Annotated in this window: 15 protein-coding genes; 8 read left to right on the top strand and 7 right to left on the bottom strand. The window is 55.7% G+C overall.

Going from position 1 to position 17573, the window contains the following annotated elements; translation table 11 throughout:
- Positions 1-32: 32 nt before the first annotated feature.
- Positions 33-3023 (bottom strand): serine hydrolase domain-containing protein, encoded by a 2991-nt coding sequence (locus tag ACAW74_RS05195; RefSeq protein WP_370697129.1) that lies wholly within the window; start codon positions 3021-3023, stop codon positions 33-35.
- A 308-nt stretch (positions 3024-3331) separates the two neighbouring features.
- Between ACAW74_RS05195 and ACAW74_RS05190 the strand changes: the two genes are divergently transcribed.
- Positions 3332-3721, top strand: a complete 390-nt coding sequence (locus tag ACAW74_RS05190; protein WP_370697128.1) for a hypothetical protein — start codon at positions 3332-3334, stop codon at positions 3719-3721.
- 87 nt (positions 3722-3808) lie between these two features.
- On the opposite strand, the gene ACAW74_RS05185 is transcribed toward ACAW74_RS05190, so the two are convergent.
- Positions 3809-4387 carry a hypothetical protein gene (locus ACAW74_RS05185; protein ID WP_370697127.1) on the bottom strand — a complete coding sequence of 193 codons (579 nt, stop codon included), beginning with the start codon at positions 4385-4387 and terminating at the stop codon, positions 3809-3811.
- Between the two features lie 121 nt (positions 4388-4508).
- Between ACAW74_RS05185 and ACAW74_RS05180 the strand changes: the two genes are divergently transcribed.
- Positions 4509-5132 (top strand): SGNH/GDSL hydrolase family protein, encoded by a 624-nt coding sequence (locus ACAW74_RS05180; RefSeq protein WP_370697126.1) that lies wholly within the window; start codon positions 4509-4511, stop codon positions 5130-5132.
- Between the two features lie 14 nt (positions 5133-5146).
- Here the strand turns inward: ACAW74_RS05180 and mazG are convergent, their stop codons facing one another.
- Positions 5147-5977: a nucleoside triphosphate pyrophosphohydrolase gene (gene mazG, locus ACAW74_RS05175; protein WP_370697125.1), complete on the bottom strand. Its 831-nt coding sequence runs from the start codon at positions 5975-5977 to the stop codon at positions 5147-5149.
- A 110-nt stretch (positions 5978-6087) separates the two neighbouring features.
- Here mazG and ACAW74_RS05170 point away from each other — a divergent pair, with 110 nt between their 5' ends.
- Together ACAW74_RS05170 and ACAW74_RS05165 are read left to right on the top strand one after the other, a co-directional pair.
- Positions 6088-7314: an MFS transporter gene (locus ACAW74_RS05170; protein WP_370697124.1), complete on the top strand. Its 1227-nt coding sequence runs from the start codon at positions 6088-6090 to the stop codon at positions 7312-7314.
- Between the two features lie 153 nt (positions 7315-7467).
- On the top strand, positions 7468-9972 hold the full coding sequence (locus tag ACAW74_RS05165) for a glycosyltransferase (protein WP_370697123.1): 2505 nt from the start codon (positions 7468-7470) through the stop codon (positions 9970-9972).
- 11 nt (positions 9973-9983) lie between these two features.
- Here the strand turns inward: ACAW74_RS05165 and ACAW74_RS05160 are convergent, their stop codons facing one another.
- From ACAW74_RS05160 to ACAW74_RS05145, 4 genes are all read right to left on the bottom strand, one after another.
- Positions 9984-11291: a glycoside hydrolase family 2 TIM barrel-domain containing protein gene (locus ACAW74_RS05160; RefSeq protein WP_370697122.1), complete on the bottom strand. Its 1308-nt coding sequence runs from the start codon at positions 11289-11291 to the stop codon at positions 9984-9986.
- A 158-nt stretch (positions 11292-11449) separates the two neighbouring features.
- Complete coding sequence (locus tag ACAW74_RS05155) at positions 11450-12106, bottom strand: SDR family NAD(P)-dependent oxidoreductase (RefSeq protein ID WP_370697121.1); 657 nt, start codon at positions 12104-12106, stop codon at positions 11450-11452.
- A 356-nt stretch (positions 12107-12462) separates the two neighbouring features.
- Positions 12463-12663, bottom strand: coding sequence for a hypothetical protein (locus ACAW74_RS05150; RefSeq protein ID WP_370697120.1), 201 nt, complete (start codon positions 12661-12663; stop codon positions 12463-12465).
- Positions 12664-13082: 419 nt separating this feature from the next.
- Positions 13083-13421 carry a helix-turn-helix domain-containing protein gene (locus ACAW74_RS05145; RefSeq protein ID WP_370697119.1) on the bottom strand — a complete coding sequence of 113 codons (339 nt, stop codon included), beginning with the start codon at positions 13419-13421 and terminating at the stop codon, positions 13083-13085.
- A gap of 125 nt (positions 13422-13546) precedes the next feature.
- On the opposite strand from ACAW74_RS05145, the gene ACAW74_RS05140 reads away from it, so the two are divergent.
- The 4 genes from ACAW74_RS05140 (at position 13547) to ACAW74_RS05125 (ending at position 17418) form a co-directional block, all read left to right on the top strand.
- Positions 13547-13780 carry a hypothetical protein gene (locus ACAW74_RS05140; protein WP_370697118.1) on the top strand — a complete coding sequence of 78 codons (234 nt, stop codon included), beginning with the start codon at positions 13547-13549 and terminating at the stop codon, positions 13778-13780.
- 117 nt (positions 13781-13897) lie between these two features.
- On the top strand, positions 13898-14056 hold the full coding sequence (locus ACAW74_RS05135; protein ID WP_370697117.1) for a hypothetical protein: 159 nt from the start codon (positions 13898-13900) through the stop codon (positions 14054-14056).
- Entirely contained in the window at positions 14053-14319 is a 267-nt protein-coding gene (locus ACAW74_RS05130; RefSeq protein WP_370697116.1) for a hypothetical protein, read from the top strand. The genes ACAW74_RS05135 and ACAW74_RS05130 overlap by 4 nt, the downstream gene beginning before the upstream one ends.
- Positions 14320-14451: 132 nt before the next feature.
- Positions 14452-17418, top strand: coding sequence for a primase-helicase family protein (locus ACAW74_RS05125; protein WP_370697115.1), 2967 nt, complete (start codon positions 14452-14454; stop codon positions 17416-17418).
- Positions 17419-17573 lie beyond the last annotated feature (155 nt).

The following is a 17573-nucleotide window of genomic DNA, read 5'->3' as shown; positions in this document are numbered from 1 at the left end:
ATAACTCATAATTCCTATTTCATTATCCAACGCTAAATCCCCCGGTTGATGGCTCGGTAGAAGGCGTCGGCTACGCCGGTACGGATGCCGAGTTCGGTGATCTTGTTGTTGTTGCGCGTGGGGTACACCCGGTTCGAGAGAAATACATAGTTCAGACCAACGGCCGGGTCGATCCAGGTGAACGTACCGGTGAAGCCCGAGTGCCCATAGCTAACCGGGCTGGCGAGGCGTGGCGCGTTGCCGTTGTACTTGTAAGCGGGTTTCTCAAAACCCAGCCCCCGGCGGTTGCCCAGTTCAGGAAACTGATAGCGCGTAAACTCGGCGATCGTTTCGGGGCGAATCAGCTGCCGGTCGCCGTATTGGCCGCGTTGCAGGTAAAGCTGCGTCAGCTTCATCAGGTCGTTGGCCGTACCAAACAGACCCGCGTGGCCCGACAGGCCGTTGAGCATGGCGGCTCCTTCGTCGTGTACCCGTCCCCAGATCAACGTTTTGCGGAACAGTGAATCGTATTCCGTCGGCACGATACGGCTGAGCGGGTAGAACCGGCGCGGGTTATAGGTGAGCGTGTTGGCCCCGATGGGTGCATACAGGCTGTCTTTCAGGTACGTTTCAAACGGTACGCCCGTGATCCGTTGCACAATCTGCGGGTAGAGGTAAAACGACAGGTCGCTGTAGACGTACTCTTTCTTGGCGTTCAGCGGCGAATCCTTGATCGCTTTGAAAATCGTGCGTGGGTACTTTTTGAACAGGAACAGACTATCGGTCACCTCGATGGGGTACCGGTTCGAGCGAACGTTGGTGAACGTTTTATTTTTGAACGTACCGTCGGGGTTTTTGGTCGTTTGCCAGAACGGAATCCAGGCTTTCAGTTTGGCCTGATGCGTCAGTACGTCGCGCCAGCGGAGCGTGTCTTTGTTCGATTTCTTGTAGCCCGGCAGATACTCGCCCATCGTACCGTCGATGTTGAACTTGCCTGCGTCGACCAGCCGCATCAGCGCGGGCGTTGAGGTGCTCACTTTGGTGACCGACGCGAAATCGTACAGATCGTCGAGGCGGGTGGGTTCGGCGGCACCGCCCAGGCTGGTGTCGTAGGTATGCTGCCCGTAGGCTTTGCGGAAGATCACCTTACCATCTTTTGCCAACTGCACTACGCAGCCGGGGTACGCCCTGGCCTGCAAGCCCCGGTTCACCACCGAGTCGACCTGTTGCGCCAGGTACGTGCTGCTGATGCCCACTTCTTCGGGGATGGTGTATTTGAGGCGGCCGATCGGGGCGATGGTCTTGCCGTCGCCCACTCGAAACTGCTGATTGACGGTAACGGGTAGCCGACCCGCCGCGCCGATCGCGCCAAAAATCAGTTGGGCCGACAGGTCTTCCGTGTGGGTGGTGAGTTGATAGGGCATCACCAGCGCCCGTGCTTTATCCACGTCGGTGAAGGCGTCGAGTGCGTAGGCATTGCCAAAAACCGTCACGACGGCTTTGCCCGTGTTGGCCAGTTTTTGCACCAGTTCGACGGTGCGGGGTTGAATGCCGTATTTAGCCCCCGGCCGGATGTTGTTGAGGTGAACGCCCACCAGCACCAGATTGAAGCGGCCCAGCGAATCCATTAGCGCGGCAATCTGCGCGTCGGTCGCTTTCGAACTGATTTGGTAAGGCGTTACGGTCGTGTAGTCGGCGAGGCGGTTCTGAAACACCGTTGGCGCGGCGGCTTCGACCGACACCGAAGCGATCCGCAGGGTATCGAGACGTTGCAGGGGCAGTACATTCTGCGTGTTGGTCAGCACCGTCAGGCTGGCTTCGGTGAGGCGGCGGTTGATCACCTCCGACTCCGGGCGGTTCAGGTCGGCCACCAGATTATCGAGCACCACGGGGCGGTAGCGGTTCAGGCCGGCCCAGTACTTGGCCATCAGCATACGACGGCACCGGTTCACAATCTGCTGGGCCGTGACGGTGCGCTCATCGACTGCCTGGCAAATCTGGCTGATCGCCATCGGGATGTTTTCGGTGAATTCAAGCACGTCCATGCCTGCTTCCATCCCGCGCCGGTCGGCCAGGCCCGAGGGGAAATATTTGGTCACGCCCTTCATGTTCATGGCGTCTGAGAAAACCAGCCCGTTGAACTGCAATTCAGTTTTCAACAGCTTAGTCACAATGTTGGGCGACAGCGTCGACGGGCGATTGCGCGTGGTGTCGAGGGCCGGAATGCTCAGGTGCGCTACCATCACGCCCGCCGCTCCGGCTTTGATCAATTCCCGAAACGGGTATAACTCCAGGCTATCGAGTTGCGCCCGGCTTTTGTTGATCAGGGGCAGGTCGTAGTGCGAGTCGGTGCCGGTATCGCCATGGCCGGGAAAATGCTTGATGCTCGTTAGCAGGCGGTTGTCCTGCATACCGCGCAGATACGCCAGCGCCTTGCGGGCTACAGCATACTTGTCTTCGCCAAAGGAGCGGAAGTTGATGACCGGGTTGTTGGGGTTGTTGTTGACGTCGGCGTCGGGCGCAAAATTGACATGCATTCCCAGCCGCCGGGCCTGCCGGGCCAGGTCGGCACCCATCTGGTAGATCAGGTTATCGGCCGAGGCGGGCATCGCCCCCATCGTCATCTGATAGGGGTAACGCACGGTGCTGTCGAGGCGCATGGCAATGCCCCATTCGGCATCCATCGCCACCAGCAGGGGTACGTTCGAGGCGGCCTGCAACCGGTTATTCAGCTTTGCCTGCCGCATGGGCCCTCCCTGAAAAAACACGACACCGCCAAGCTGGTGAGTCCGTACGAGTGTCGTCAGCGAATCTTCATAGCCCGGTGTGCGGTTGGAATAGCCCGCCACCATGATCAGTTGAGCTACCTGCCGTTCGAGCGACAGGTCGGCCATGATGGAGTCGGCCCAACGGCTGGCTGCGAGCGTATCGCGCAGGAAAGGGGGAAGGGTGGGGCGCGTGGCCGTTCGCGTTTGGGCCAGCAGCGGAAAAGAAAAGACAAGAAGTACTGTAAGCGCGGCAATTATCCGACGAAGAGCAGTCATGCAGAAAGAAGATGGATTGGCAATCCTCAAAAGTACGGACAATCCGGCGGGAATGCTGCGCGGTCGGCGACCATTTCCCGCTTCAACCGATCGGCTTGTTGGTAAAGCCAATGAGGGACTGAATAAAACACGCCTTAGCTCAGATTAGCGATCGGGTTACTGCCCGACAAGGCGGTTTTTCGGCGGCTGGGTACGTTCGAATGTGGAGTTAGATAACATTAACCTAACATTTTGTTAACATTCGCTTAACATTGACGGCTAAAGTTTGTATTATTACATGAAAAGAGAGGTATAAACCTGCCATCATCATGAAAACGCTTGTTTTTGCCGTGATACTAAGCGGGCTGCTTACAGCAGGCGCCACCGCCAACCCCGTTAAGAAGTCGAACGCCACCCCAAAGGCAAGCGTGGAACAGCAATTGGCTAGCCGGTTGACCTTTCCGCGGGCGTTGCAGGCGTGTCAGGAAAACAGCGTGGTGGTGGTGCAGTTTCGGCTCGACGAACGCAACCGCGTCAAGAACCCGCAGGTATTCACCGGTGATCAGTCGCTGAACGATGAGTTGACCCGGCAATTGGTCAATCTGCGCCTCGTGCCGACGGAGCCCGTTGCCTACGTGGAGCAGGTCTATACGGCCCGGCTACGGTTTAAAATTGCCAATAACAATAAAACGGAACAGAATACGCTTGCCAGCCGGTAGGCGATAACCTATCAATAAAAAAGCGGTCGGCTTACGAGCCGACCGCTTTTTTATTGATAGGCGATTGGAAAGTCGACGCAGGTGTGCTTAGTCCTCGGTGTACTCGGCGCACCCGCCGACCGTGTAGGTACCAGTAAACCGAATGCGGTCGGCTACCAGTAACCCCAACAGGCGGGTCGCCTCTGCTTTTAGTTCAGGATAGTGCTTCTCGAAAAGCGCGTCGTGGTCGAGTGGCGCGGGATCGGAGGTAAGCTTACGGCGGAGGCTCCGCGGTGCCTCGGCCTGTGTAAAGAGTTTGCCGTACTTATAACCTAGGGTCTGGAGAAATCGCTGCCCGTTCGTATAGCGTTGATATGTGTCAAGTAAGGCATCAATCGGTTTATCCTTCCAGATAATGCACATCAGCACTTCAGACAATTTCTCTTTTTCATACTGTGCCCAGTCGATGTACTTGCGGAGTAGGTCTTCTAGTGAATGGCGGGCATCAGCTACTTTAAAATCAGTCGAAACCAGCCGAAAATAGTCATCTTCCGTTACCAGTTCTTTCAATTCTGGTGTTTGCCCAATCCACTGTTCAAAGGCTTCCGGGGTAATCTTTCCGTTGAAGAAATCGGACAAATGTGCGCTAACAGTTTCGTCCATAGCGTTGGCTGTATATCTGAACATGAATTATGGGTAGGCAAATACCATTACCAGAGCAAATTTTATGCTAGATCTAGCCAACACCCTAAAAACGTTGATTTTCGCGGTTACATGCTTCTGTTGCACGCAACCTGCCGACACGCAAATGACCACTTCTGCTTCTGCCAGCGCCAAAACGTTTCTATCGTTGGGCGACTCTTACACCATCGGCGAAAGTGTCGCCGAGGCCGACCGATGGTCGGTTCAACTGGCGCGAATGCTGCGCCAGAAAGGCGTTGATCTGGCCGACCCCGACATCATTGCCCGAACGGGCTGGACAACGGCTGAGTTGCAGGATGCAATTCAAGCGTCTGGTAATCAGAAAACCTATGATGTTGTATCGCTGCTCATCGGGGTGAACAACCAGTACCGGGGGCAGGCTACCGACCGCTACCGGACGGAGTTCCGGCAATTGCTGCAAACCGCCATTCGTTACGCCAACAAACGCCCCGACCGCGTTGTGGTCCTGTCGATCCCGGATTGGGGGCAATCGCCCTACGCCGAAGGGCGTGACCGTCAGCAGATTGGCCAACAGATCGATGCGTTTAATGCCATTGCCCGCGATGAAAGCCAGCAGGCCGGGGTGGCCTTTGTCGACATTACACCGTTAAGCCGGGCCGCCGCTGGCGATGCCACTCAATTTGCCAATGATGGCCTGCACTACTCGGGCAAGCAAATGAAACAGTGGGCCGAACAAGCGTTCCCTATAGTAGATAAATGGCTCAAATAGGGCCCTCCGGGGCCTTATGGCATCCGTTTTGCGGCATTCCAGTACACATCCATCTCCGCCAGCGTCATGTCGCTAAGCTGCTGACCGTTGGCCCGCGCCTGTTCTTCGAGGTACTGGAATCGTTTAATGAATTTCCGGTTGGTTCGTTCCAGCGCCGTTTCGGGGTTGATGTTGATGAACCGGGCATAGTTGACCAGTGAAAACAGCAGATCGCCAAACTCACCCTCGGCCCGTTCGGCCTGCCCCGGCGCGTCAGGTACGTTGTCGTGGTTGAATTCCGCCCGAAACTCCTGCATTTCTTCTTCCACTTTTTCCCAGACCTGCTCTTTCTCTTCCCAGTCGAAGCCCGCACCCCGCGCTTTTTCCTGAATACGCATGGCTTTTACCAGCGCCGGTAGCGACTGGGGTACGCCGCCCAGCACCGACTTGTTTCCTTCTTTCAGTTTTAGTTGTTCCCAGTTGGCCTTCACCTGCTCTTCGGTATCGGCCACGGTGTCGCCATAGATATGCGGGTGACGGTTGATCAGCTTTTCCGAAATACCGTTCAGTACGTCGGCCACGTCGAAGCGGGTAGGGGAGTCGGCGGGCTGCTCGGAGCCGATGCGGCTGTAAAACACCATGTGTAGCATCAGGTCACCGATTTCCTTTTTCACCTCGTTGAGGTTGCCTTCCAGAATGGCGTCGGAGAGTTCGTAGGTCTCTTCGATGGTCAGGTGGCGGAGGCTGTCCAGTGTTTGTTTACGGTCCCAGGGGCACTGTTCGCGCAGTTCGTCCATAATCGTCAGCAGGCGATTGAAGGCCATCAGCTGTTCCTGGCGACGCGGCGGTAATTGATCGAAAGTCATACGGTAAAGATACGAAAGAGCGAAATAGTGAAAGCGTGAACGGCTAGCTTAGTGGTCGAGTTGCCATACAAAAACGCCCCGGCCTTTTATCGCTCGTTTATCCTTTTTCCATGAATCGGTTACCCCTGACTACCATTTTCGTTACGGTTTTGCTCGATGTGATCGGCGTGGGCATAGCAACACCCACGATCACACCGTTGCTGCTCCGGCCCGACTCAGGTCTGCTGCCCCCCAGTTATCCCGTCGATGAGCGTACGGTGGTATTGGGGTTTCTGCTGGCGTCGTTTTCGATTGCCGGCTTCTTCGGTGGCCCGCTACTCGGCGCCTTGTCGGATCGATATGGGCGGAAACCGATGCTTATTTTTTCGCTCTGCCTCACGCTGGCAGGTTACCTCATTTTCGCGCTCGGGATTCAGCAGCGTAACCTGTCGTTGCTGTTCCTGAGCCGGATCGTGTATGGCATCGGCGGGGGAAACATTGCCATCATCCAATCGGCCATCGCCGACGTAAGCGACCCGGCATCGCGCATCAAAAACTTCGGTCTGATCGGTGTGGCGTTCGGGTTGGGCTTCATCATCGGCCCCACGCTGGGGGGCGAGCTGGCCAACCCCCAAACGGTAGCCTGGTTCAATTTTACCACGCCGTTTTACGCCGCCGCGCTGCTCGCCATCCTGAATCTGCTGATGGTGCTCGTAGCCTTCCGCGAAACGCTGGCTACGCCCCTGATCCGGCCCATTACACCACTCACGGGCTTCCGGAACATCGCCCAGGCCTTTGGCAACGCCCGGTTGAGGATCCTTTTTGTGGGCGTATTCTTCTATGCGCTGGGCTTCAATTTTTACACCCAGTTTTTCTCGGTCTACCTGCTCAAGCGGTTCGATTTCGATCAGGTGCAGATCGGGCGGTACTTTGGCTTTGTGGGCATCTGCATCGCGCTGGTGCAGGGGCTGGTGGTGCGGCGGGTTGCGGCCCAGTATACGCCACAGCAAATTGTGCGGGTGAGCGTGCTGGGGCTGGCCATTGCGCTGTGGTGCTTTCTGCTGCCTCAGCAGGCCTGGCAGGTGTTTCTGGTAGCGCCGCTGATGGCGCTGTTCCAGGGGCTGACGTCGCCCAACGCCACCGCGCTGGTGTCGGCCAGTGCCGGGGCGGGCGAGCAGGGAAAAATCCTGGGCATCAACCAGTCGGTGTTGTCGGCTTCGTTTGCACTGCCGCCCATTATTGCCGGCTACATCGAGACCATCGACCTGCGGCTACCGCTGGTGCTGGCGGGCTTTATGGCGTTGCTGGGTTGGGTTTTTCTGGTCCGTTTCATTAATAAGGGCGAAAGAGCGGCCTAAGTCGGTCACTTCGGCGTGACATTAGCCTCAAATACAGTCTAAAAACTAAGGCTTGTTCGTTTTGCGAGTTTCCGACCTTATGGTTTCGGTAACGCGCTGCCAGCAACTCGACGTTTACCTGACCTGTAGAGAGTCCCTAATCCATCACATCGAATGAAATGGCCGACGTTTACCGACGCCTCTCCCAATGCCCAGTATAATTTTACGTCGTCGCCCGGCGACCACCGCCCCGTCCGCATCCTGATTGTCGTTGGCCTGTTGTTCATGGCCGCTTTTGGGTGGGTGTACTTCCAGCCCGATAACGTTGGGTATTCGTGGCTGTATATACTGCTGACGATTTCGGTCGTTTTCAAACTCCTGCGGTTGCTGCACGAGTGGTACCATTACTGGAACGTAAAGCCGCCCGTTCGCCCTGCCACCGCCAATGCCCCCCTGACGGTCGATGTGCTGACGACGTATTGCGCCGGAGAACCGTATGAGATGGTGATCAACACGCTGAAAGCCATCCAGCGCATCCGTTACCCGCATACCACGTACCTGTGCGACGAAGCCGACGACCCGTATCTGAAACAGGTCTGTGCCGATATGGGCGTACGGCATGTAACACGTACCCAGAAGAAAGATGCTAAGGCGGGTAACATCAACAATGCCCTGCGTGAGGCTACGAGTGATCTCTGCCTCGTGATCGACCCCGATCACGTACCTGTACCCGATTTTCTGGATCAGGTGCTGCCGTATTTCAACGACCCGCAGATTGGGTTTGTGCAGTGCGTGCAGGGCTATTACAACCAGAAAGAAAGCATCGTCGCGTTTGGAGCCACTGAGCAGACCTACAGCTTCTACGGCCCGATGATGACCTGTATGGGTCAGTATGGCACGGCGCAGGCAATCGGGGCCAACTGCACCTTCCGGCGCACGGCTCTCGACAGCATCGGCGGCCACGCCAACGGCCTTTCCGAAGATATGCACACGGCCATGCGCCTGCACGCGAAAGGCTGGAAGTCGGCCTACGTACCGCTGCCCCTCTCATATGGACTGGTACCGGCTACGATGGCAGCTTATTACAAGCAGCAGCTGAAATGGTCGCGGGGTACGTTCGAGCTACTGGTGACGACCCTGCCGCGTATTTTTAGTGGGCTTACGTTGCGCCAGAAAATACATTACACCACGCTGCCGCTCTATTACCTGCTGGGCCTTGTTTACTTCTTCGACCTGCTGATTCCCATCGGGGCGCTGGTGCTGATGGAGATGCCCATCCGGCTCGATCTGCTCGTCTTTGCTACGGTCTACACGCCTCTGCTGCTGACGGGCTTTCTGGTGCGGCAGTACGCTCAACGCTGGCTCATCGAAAAACACGAGCCCGGTTTTCACCTGGTAGGCGGTATGCTCGCCAGCGGTACGTGGTGGGTCTATACGCTGGGACTGATTTACACCATATTCCGGGTGAAAGTGCCCTACATTCCAACACCCAAAGACGACCGGCCGCGCAACAATTTCACACTGATTTTGCCGAATCTGCTGATGCTGCTGGCTACGATGGGGGCTATGAGCTACAGCATTTTCCACTACTGGCGGTTTGCGTTCCGGAATGAGTTTGTGCTGCTGATGCTGAGTTTTGCCTTTATCAATGCTACCGTGCTCAGCATCAACGTGCTGGTTGGGCAGGAGGCGTTTGTGCTGAAGGCCATCCGCTGGTTTGACCGGCTGAGCCTGCGTCAGTCGTCGATTCATACGGGCCGGGTGGTGGCCTGGCAACTGCGTTACGGGCTGTATGGCTGGCTACGGCGGTCGGCGCTGCCGTTGTTCGGGGTGCTGCTGTTGCTGGCGGGGGGGCTGATGGCCTACACCGTGGTGCGCAAAACGCGTCAGCTCCCGCACGAGCTTCGGTATGCCAATACGCAGCCGTTTTATTTCGGCAGCGAACAGCCTCAGCAAACCGTGAGTGCCATGCAGCAGGGCGGACAAACAATTGTACCTCAACACCTGAACTGGCCGCTCAACACGCTCGAATCCATTACGCCGCCTAAACTGAGCAGCAACCCCGGCGAGCTGCCTTTGCTGTATCTGGAGCCGGAAATTGGTCCGCCCAATACCGAACGGTCCGTGCAGCTCTTTCTCGAAGACATCACCAAAGGCCGTTACGATGCGCCGCTCGTTCAACTGGCATCGACCCTACGCACGTACCCAGGTTCGGTGCTCATCAGCCTGATGCCCGAGTTTGACGACCCCACGCAGGTGTGGGGCATGCAGCATCAGCACACGCTGTTGCGCTACCGGCAAGCCTGGCAGTATGTGGTTACGTTCCTACGCGACCACCGGGCCTACAACCTCTATTGGGTGTGGTGCCCGTCGCGGCCCAACACCATCGTTGAGCAATACCCGGGCGCCGACTACGTCGATTGGGTGGGCGTATCGGTCTACGACAATCCGGCGCAGAACCCCGATTCGCTGCACCACTCGTTTGCTTACCTGTACCAGGAAAGGCACAACACCCTTCGGATGCACAAGGCTTACAGTATCCGGCAGAAACCTGTGCTGATCACGCATTTCGGCACGACCGCAACGCCGCAGTCGCCCGATGGCGCTAACTGGAAAAGCGACGCGCTGACCATAATTCAGGAGCGCTACCCGCAGGTTCGCGGGGTGATTTTCGACTAGGAGCGGGGGGCTTAGTCTCCCTTCACCACCCGGAAGGTCAGATTCGCCGTCGCGACGTGGTTGTGCTGATCATAGGCGAATACAAAGAGCCGATAGGGACCTGGTGCAGACGGCAGCACAAACGACAGCCGCTGACCATTGGCGGGCGAGCGCATCAGGCCTTCGATCGGGGGCATGGCTGTGCCCATAAAATGCGCTTTCTGCTGCGCCTGCGGCTTAATCTCCCAATGATAGGTGAGTGTATCGCCATCGGGATCGGTGACGAGCACATCGGCGTGTTGTACCGTCGATGAGGCCGTAAATTCACGGAAAGGCATCGATTGGCCGTTCACGCGCAGCGCCTTGATGATAGGGGCCCGGTTACGGGGAGACGTACCTGTCCACAACTCCTGCATCAGACCAACCATGGCCGATTCGCGCCCAGTTTCGTCAAATGCGCTGAACCAGGTGCTTGTCTCTTCCTGCTTGTTGCCCCAATAGAAAAAGTATGAACCTAGGCACTTGGGTGGCCGGGAGCCGATATGCTGCTGATAAGCCTGCTTCACAAAATCGTATTTCTCCTGGCTGGTAGGCTCGATGGGTGTCACCCAGGGCGACGTACCTGACTCACCCCAGAACCCTTTGGCTCCGTATTCCGAGAAAATGTAAGGGCCTGTCCAGCCGCCTTCCTGAAGCATCTGCGGCAGTTTCCCGATTTCGCCATACACATTGACCGACAGAATATCGAGGTCGGGGCAACGTTCGCGCAGGAGCCACACCTCGCGGCTGCTGTCGAGCGAGAGCGCCGTGGTGACCGGATGCGCAGGGTCGAGTTTGTGCACCATTTGCATAAGCCGGTTCATCTCGTCGTAGGCATGCAGGTTGGTCGCATACAGCCCCACCTCATTGCCCACGCACCACATTAGCAGCGCGGGATGATTTCGGTATTTCAGCACCGTTTGCCGAATACGTTCCTGCTGTTTTTGAATCGCCTCGCCGTTGTTATAGTCGAATCCTTCGGTCTCCCGCTCGACCCACAGGCCCAGCATCACCGTCAGGCCGAGTTTTTGGGCCTCGTCGAGTACCCGCTCGGCGTCGTTGTCGTCCCAGATGCGGATGGAGTTGCCGCCGCAGGCTTTCAGACGGTCGAAGTAACGTACCCCGCCCGCGCCCTCGATAAAATATGGTTTGCCATGTCGGAGTAGCTCAAAGCCATTGGCGGTGGGCCGCACAGCCGTCGCCAGTTGGCTGGCTTCGCTGGTGTAGCGTTGTTGGGTCGAGCTAGTGTCGTGGCAACCTCCCAAAGAGAAGGCAAACAGGCAAAGTAGCAGCAACCGCATGGTAGATAGGTCAGGGGAAAACATGCAACTATCTTGACCGCCTGCGTTCCAACTAGTCACCTACCGGTTAGCAGATTTTTGGCCGTAAAGCGCTAAATCGAAGCTAAAAAAGACGTCTGTGCGCCGAAAAAGACAGCCCAGATGCCTGAGGCTGCTGTTTAGTGGATTAGTTCGAACGTCCAGACAAAGCGGGGTTGCTGATGGAGCATCCAGAACACCTCTGCAATGCGATCAGGCGAAAAATGATCATTGCTGCCGACACTGCCGTTGATAGTGACAGTAGCCACATGAATGCCCTGTGGCTCGAGCGTCTGCCGAATACACTCGGCCATCGTCCGGACCGCCGCTTTCCCTACCGACAACGACAGCAGCGGGCCGTAGGGGTTCAAGGCCGAACCGCCCCCCGTCACCAGCACAGTGCCAGACCCGGCGGCGATCATGGCCGGACACAACGCCTGCACGGCGACCAGCAGCCCGCCGCCATTAATGCGCATATCCTGAATGAACAGAGCCGGGTCGAGGGTCAGGGCGTCGGCTTCGCGGTAGACCGACGGATTATAGTGCAGTACAGTCACGGCCCCACCCTCGGTAGCTGCCTGCTCGAGTACCTGCCGTAACCCGTCAAAATCGGCCACGTCGGCGGCATACGTTGCCACGTCGACGCCCAGGTTGGTGAGTTCGGCGCGTAGCTGACTGAGGGAATCGGGCTTGCGGGCAAGCAGTGTAACTCGGAAGCCTTCCCGGCCAAACCGCCGGGCTACCCCCATCGCTACACCCGGCCCGGCGCCAATAATCAGAAGATGCGGTGAATGCATGGCTGACGAACGAAATACGGTTGGTTAGAGGCGTAAGATACACACGCAACAGGTCGGTCAGTCGAGGCGGAGTAGCGGAAAATCCTACACCGATTAGACTTGACCAAGCAGCCGGTCTCAAACGAAATGGACTTGTTGCAACACGCCAAGGCATTACCAGCCGATTCTATGTACTGGTAAACGTACCTGGCTGTAGCGCATTCACTTCGTTTATAGACAGAAAACACTCGTTTTGCCTCTCCTCAATAAAGCAGGAAGGGGGCGAATGCTTGTAGTTCGTAGATGACTGTGCCTGATTACAAACGCCGATAATCGCGATCGAACTAACAGCGTCTGTCTGTCTGCCAGTACTGGGGTCAGCGACAGGCGTATTCGTAACCAGCGGCAATCAGGATGTGCGCATAGCGGGCCGCCAGCACCCATATTTTGCCATCACTCCCCAGAACGCGGGCCCAGTCGGCCGGTCGATCGCAGTGATAGATAAAGCGAAGAGCATCGGTCACGGAACTAAACTCGACGCGCAGGTTGCCATTGTCGACAATCTGTTGAGCGGTCATGCAGTAGATGTAGTTAGTTGAACGTCCGGCTGTAACTATATACTACGTCAAAAGATGTCACTTGGATGTCGGTTAGCTGCCGAAAAATAGAACAGCGTACTGATTGGCCTTTTTTCGGCTAGGTATGCTGAGCTAAAGGGCAACAAAAAAGCCTGCAAGTGACCGACTTGCAGGCTTTTGCGGACTGGACGGAAATTGAATATATGTTGACAGTCAGTACGTTACGGAAAATTCGGAAGGGATTCGGAAGGTTTTGCCTTGGTTCTGCCATTTTCCTTACGATTGGTCGATTCGTTTTTGGCTGTTGTTTTATAAGTCCCAGATTAAGAAAGGCTCTATTGCTTCTGAATAAGCCGACGTTGAGTTTAGGATTAGGCTGTTTAAAGAACTGCCTGATAAGAGTATGGCCCGTAACAGCGCTAGGCTTGAGTGCGAGCCAACTCCTTTTTCTGGTATTTTATCAATTCTTCCTGTAACTCGATAAGACGGCGGTTCTGCTGATCCCATTGATCATCTTCAACAAGGCGAAACCCTTTCGGAACGGTGCTTTCTTCGCCGTTAACCAGGTAACCTACTGTCGTGTCTAACAACTCAGCCAACCGTCTTATCTCTGATAATGAAGGCTGCTGTTTGCCTTTCTCCCAGTTCGATATCGTCGTACGGTGCTGCTTTCCCATTGCCTTAGCGACGTCGTCTTGAGATAATTTTTTAGCGATCCGCTGGGCTTTGAGCCGCTCCCCGAATTCAGACTCCTCCATCTATAAAAAAATGTAGATGATCGTATTGTCATTGTAGATTATTAGTCTACATTTGTAACGATCAAAATTTACACAGTAACCCTTGCTGTGTAAATGTAGGATTCGACTTTCACGCAGTCAACCCCATGAGTTCTCCTAATAAACGAGCGGTGAATACGCAGGCCCTAACGGTCGATTATTGGCGTGGCCGACTACAGACCTTACTACCGTCCAAATACTCCCTAAGGGGTTTAGCTGCGGAGCTAGCCAAAAATGATGATTACTATGCCGATGTGGTAGGCTATAGTCGAATGCAGAACATCGTCAATGGGCGGGGAAGTCTACAGGCCACTGCCCGTACGGTCGATCTGATCCAGTGACTGTTTCCGCTCGATGCAAATGGAAAGGCTCTTTTGAAAACGCTTAATCAATCCAATTCATAAAAATGCCCCGGCACTGTCTCGAACACAGTACCGGGGCCAAAACTCCAAAGCGGAATGCAAAACTACATCACAAATCCCCTCACGCAACACGCTCGTGTGCAGGCCTATCAAACCTACGCCGCCAGACTGCTCCGGGCTAAGCTCGACGAAAGGCCTGATCTGGTCGCTCATTACCGAAATAAGATGGCAACAACTTTACCCGCCCGATCATGATCGTTAACCTATTTCTACTGCTGGATCTGCAAGAGCAGGACCAATTGGGTACGTTGACGTATGACCAGCTTTCCGAGGCTGAAGCCGTCATTGCCGGCACCGAAACGGCCTTTAAAGCCATGTGTGTGGAGGAGGCCATCTATACGATGTATGACCGCAATGACCGCCTCCAAAAGACAGTCAGCCTGACGGTACCGAAGCTGGAGATTCTACACGCCAGCCTAACCAGTATGCTCACCGTGCAGTACGGTTGCGCGGATTAACCCGATCGGGCGACCTGCTCCTAACAGGTCGCCCTTTATTATTCCCAACAGAGAGATGAGGTCTTTATCCTTTTGGGGCGCACCCGCTGCGTCCTTACGCACCAGTTTTATCACCCTGTCCTTCGTGGCTCAATGACCAACATCACGCCACAGCACGTCTATGATGCCACAGGGGGAGGCCTCGACATCATTCTAGCGTACTATCCGCAGGCTGAGGCCTGTGTGCATAGCCGCAGTCATTCCCGACCGGGCAAGAAATTCAGCATCCGCGACGAACGTACCCCTTCCTGCACCATCAGCGAGTACAACGGCGTTTGGTACGTCAAAGATTACGGTTCCTCTGAACGCTCAATGTCCCCCATCGACGTGGTAATGCGGGAAGAACAGATTGAGTTTAGCGACGCCATGAAGCTGCTTACCGAGCGCTACCAGCTGGTGGGTGATGATCCAAAAAAAGCGCCGCGCGGCTATGAGTTCGAGAGACGCCCAGCCACTCCTGACGAAGTTGAAGGCGAATACTACCCGACCCTAAAACCATTCTCGGTCGCCGATCTGAAACACCTGTTCGCCAAGCAGGTGTGGAGCTACCTGAGCCGCATGGGCCTGATGGCAGCGGAAGCCCCCAGCGACGAAAAGGCACTGGAAAACGCGCTCCCGATCTGCCAGCGATATAACCTCCATTCGCTGGCCAGCTACACGTTCATCAAGAACCGGGAAGCGCTCATTTTCAAATCGACGGATAGCTACCCGATGTTTCTGTTCGACGAGGGCGATTGGAAAAAGTACTATATCCCCAAGGCGAAGGAAGGCGGGTTACGTTTTTTCTCGACTGGTAAAAAGCCCAGTAAATACATGTTCGGCCTGCCGCAGATCAGGAAGCGGCTGGACGAAATAAAGCCCCCTTCTACTACGGCAGTCGACGACGAGGGTAACCCGGTCACCACGAAAGAGGAAAAGAAAGGGCCGACCAAACTACCCGAAATCATCCTGTGCAGCGGCGGATCGGATGCTCTGAACGTTGCTGTGCTGGGCTATTTACCCGTTTGGAAAAACTCGGAAACTGACCTGCTGGAGAGCTACCAGTACAACGAGTTGAAGGGGCTGGCCGAGTGCGTATATAATCTACCGGACATCGACGAAACGGGCCGCCGGGAAGCGCACAAGCTGGCGATGGAATACCTCGACCTGCGGACGATATACCTGCCGGAGGAGCTACAGAAACGCCGGAGCCTGTCAGGGAAGCCCTGTAAAGACGGGCGCGACTACTTCAACTACTACACGACCAAGAGCTTCGACAACCTGCTGAAGCACGCCTACCCGCTTAAATTCTGGGATGAGGAGGTGCGGCGCACCCGCGATGGGGAGCTGGTGACCAAGTTTGGTCGGCCCCTGTATGACTACAAGCCCAACAACGAGCTGATCTATCATTTTTTGTACCGCAACGGGTTCGGGCTAATGGAAATGCCGACCGATAAGAAGGGCGAAATTCTGGTGCATGTGGATGGCAACGTGGTGCGGCCCATCGAGTTTCCGCAGATCAACCGCTTCGTTAAGAATTTCCTCAATGACCGCTACAGCTCGCTCGATCTGCTGAACGCCTTCCACCGCAGCACGAACTTCAGCAAGGATTCGATGAATAACCTGAAGCTCATCAAACTGACGTTTGAGGACTTCGGCCGTGATTTTCAGTGGCTGTTTTTCCAGAACGAAGCCTGGCGCGTGACGGCCGATGGTGTGAAGGCGGTCGAGTCTAAAAAGTGCGACGTGTACGTGTGGGAAGACGAGGTAGCCAAGCACGATGTAAAGCTGCACGATGCCCCGTTTACGGTCACCAGAGACGAAAAAACGGGGGAACTGGATATCGAGATCTCAAATACAGATTGCCTTTTCTTTCGCTACTTAATCAACGCCTCGCGGGTATACTGGCGCCGCGAACTGGAGGATAAGGCCGATGAGTTGCCCCACAATGAGCGCCACACGTACCTGAAGAAACACCAGTTCGACATTGCCGGGCCGCTGCTGACTAAAGAGGAACAGTACGAGCAGAAACAGCATCTGCTCAACAAGCTGGCCAGCCTGGGCTATCTGCTGCACCGTTACAAAGACCCGGCCCACGCCTTCGCTATCTGGGCGATGGACTACAGCATTACCAACGTCGACGAAAGCCAGGGCGGTACCGGCAAGTCGATGGCCTATACCTCGCTGGATTGGCTCATGCAGACGATGATGCTGGCCGGTCGAAACGCCAACCTGACCAACAACGCGCACGTACTGGAAGGCACCACCGAACATACCGATCTAATGCTGATCGACGATGCCAATAAGCATCTGGACTTCGAGTTTTTCTATTCGATGATTACCTCGTTCACGGAGGTCAACCCCAAGGGGCAGGCTAAATACACGATTCCCTTCGCCAAGTCGCCGAAACTGTGTATCACCAGTAACTACCCGCCCTCGAAGCTCGACAAATCGACGTACCGCCGCATCTGGTTTACGGCCTTCAGTGACTATTACCACAAAAACCCGGAGGGAACCTACCGGGAGGAGCGCGTACCGATCTCGGAGTTTGGCAAGTCGCTGTTTGCCGATTTCACGCCCGCCGAATGGAACCACTACTACAACCTGATGGCCCGCTGCGTGCAGCTGTGGCTCCAGCATGGGCAGATCCTGCCGCCCATGGATAACGTCATGCTGAACGCCTATAAGTCGCAGATGGGGCCAAATTTCCATGCCTGGGCGGATGCGTATTTCAACGCCGACGATAAGCGCCTTGATCGACTGGTGCCGCGCTACATGGCCTACGAAACCTACAAGACCAATGTGCAGGGAAACTTGTCAAGTCAAGGCTTCATGGATAAGCTCAAAGCCTGGTGCAACTACAACGGCTACACGTTGCAGCCCAATGATCTGAAGGGGAAAGATGGCCGGATTATGTGCCGACACAACAAATACACGCTCCAGCGCGGGGAGTGGGTCACCACCGGCAACACCGCTACCGACGAGTACCTGTACATCCAGACCGACGCCCTGCTTGCCCCCGAGCGCCGCTACTGGGATGATGAGGAGGGTGCATTACCCGAAAGTAAGCTCAACTTTTAATTTCAACCAAGATGACGACACTAGAAACCTTACTGGATGAGTTGAATGATCTGCGAGATCGGCTTGATGACCAACTGCACCAAACAGACAGGGACGAACAGCTAAGCGATGCTCTGGACGCTGTAGACCTAGCCATTGACCGAATCGAGACGCAC

Origin of the sequence: Fibrella musci (assembly GCF_041321105.1) — a bacterium.
GTDB lineage: Bacteria > Bacteroidota > Bacteroidia > Cytophagales > Spirosomataceae > Fibrella > Fibrella musci.
The sequence above is the reverse complement of the archived record's forward strand: the minus strand, read 5'-3'. Positions and strand labels throughout refer to the sequence as shown.

What these genes read in the sequence shown, in the direction of transcription:
- ACAW74_RS05195 (WP_370697129.1), bottom strand. Translation starts at nt 3,023, where the DNA reads ATGACTGCTCTTCGTCGGATAATTGCCGCGCTTACAGTACTTCTTGTC.
- ACAW74_RS05190 (WP_370697128.1), top strand. Translation starts at nt 3,332, where the DNA reads ATGAAAACGCTTGTTTTTGCCGTGATACTAAGCGGGCTGCTTACAGCA.
- ACAW74_RS05185 (WP_370697127.1), bottom strand. Translation starts at nt 4,387, where the DNA reads ATGTTCAGATATACAGCCAACGCTATGGACGAAACTGTTAGCGCACAT.
- ACAW74_RS05180 (WP_370697126.1), top strand. Translation starts at nt 4,509, where the DNA reads ATGACCACTTCTGCTTCTGCCAGCGCCAAAACGTTTCTATCGTTGGGC.
- mazG (WP_370697125.1), bottom strand. Translation starts at nt 5,977, where the DNA reads ATGACTTTCGATCAATTACCGCCGCGTCGCCAGGAACAGCTGATGGCC.
- ACAW74_RS05170 (WP_370697124.1), top strand. Translation starts at nt 6,088, where the DNA reads ATGAATCGGTTACCCCTGACTACCATTTTCGTTACGGTTTTGCTCGAT.
- ACAW74_RS05165 (WP_370697123.1), top strand. Translation starts at nt 7,468, where the DNA reads ATGAAATGGCCGACGTTTACCGACGCCTCTCCCAATGCCCAGTATAAT.
- ACAW74_RS05160 (WP_370697122.1), bottom strand. Translation starts at nt 11,291, where the DNA reads ATGCGGTTGCTGCTACTTTGCCTGTTTGCCTTCTCTTTGGGAGGTTGC.
- ACAW74_RS05155 (WP_370697121.1), bottom strand. Translation starts at nt 12,106, where the DNA reads ATGCATTCACCGCATCTTCTGATTATTGGCGCCGGGCCGGGTGTAGCG.
- ACAW74_RS05150 (WP_370697120.1), bottom strand. Translation starts at nt 12,663, where the DNA reads ATGACCGCTCAACAGATTGTCGACAATGGCAACCTGCGCGTCGAGTTT.
- ACAW74_RS05145 (WP_370697119.1), bottom strand. Translation starts at nt 13,421, where the DNA reads ATGGAGGAGTCTGAATTCGGGGAGCGGCTCAAAGCCCAGCGGATCGCT.
- ACAW74_RS05140 (WP_370697118.1), top strand. Translation starts at nt 13,547, where the DNA reads ATGAGTTCTCCTAATAAACGAGCGGTGAATACGCAGGCCCTAACGGTC.
- ACAW74_RS05135 (WP_370697117.1), top strand. Translation starts at nt 13,898, where the DNA reads ATGCAAAACTACATCACAAATCCCCTCACGCAACACGCTCGTGTGCAG.
- ACAW74_RS05130 (WP_370697116.1), top strand. Translation starts at nt 14,053, where the DNA reads ATGATCGTTAACCTATTTCTACTGCTGGATCTGCAAGAGCAGGACCAA.
- ACAW74_RS05125 (WP_370697115.1), top strand. Translation starts at nt 14,452, where the DNA reads ATGACCAACATCACGCCACAGCACGTCTATGATGCCACAGGGGGAGGC.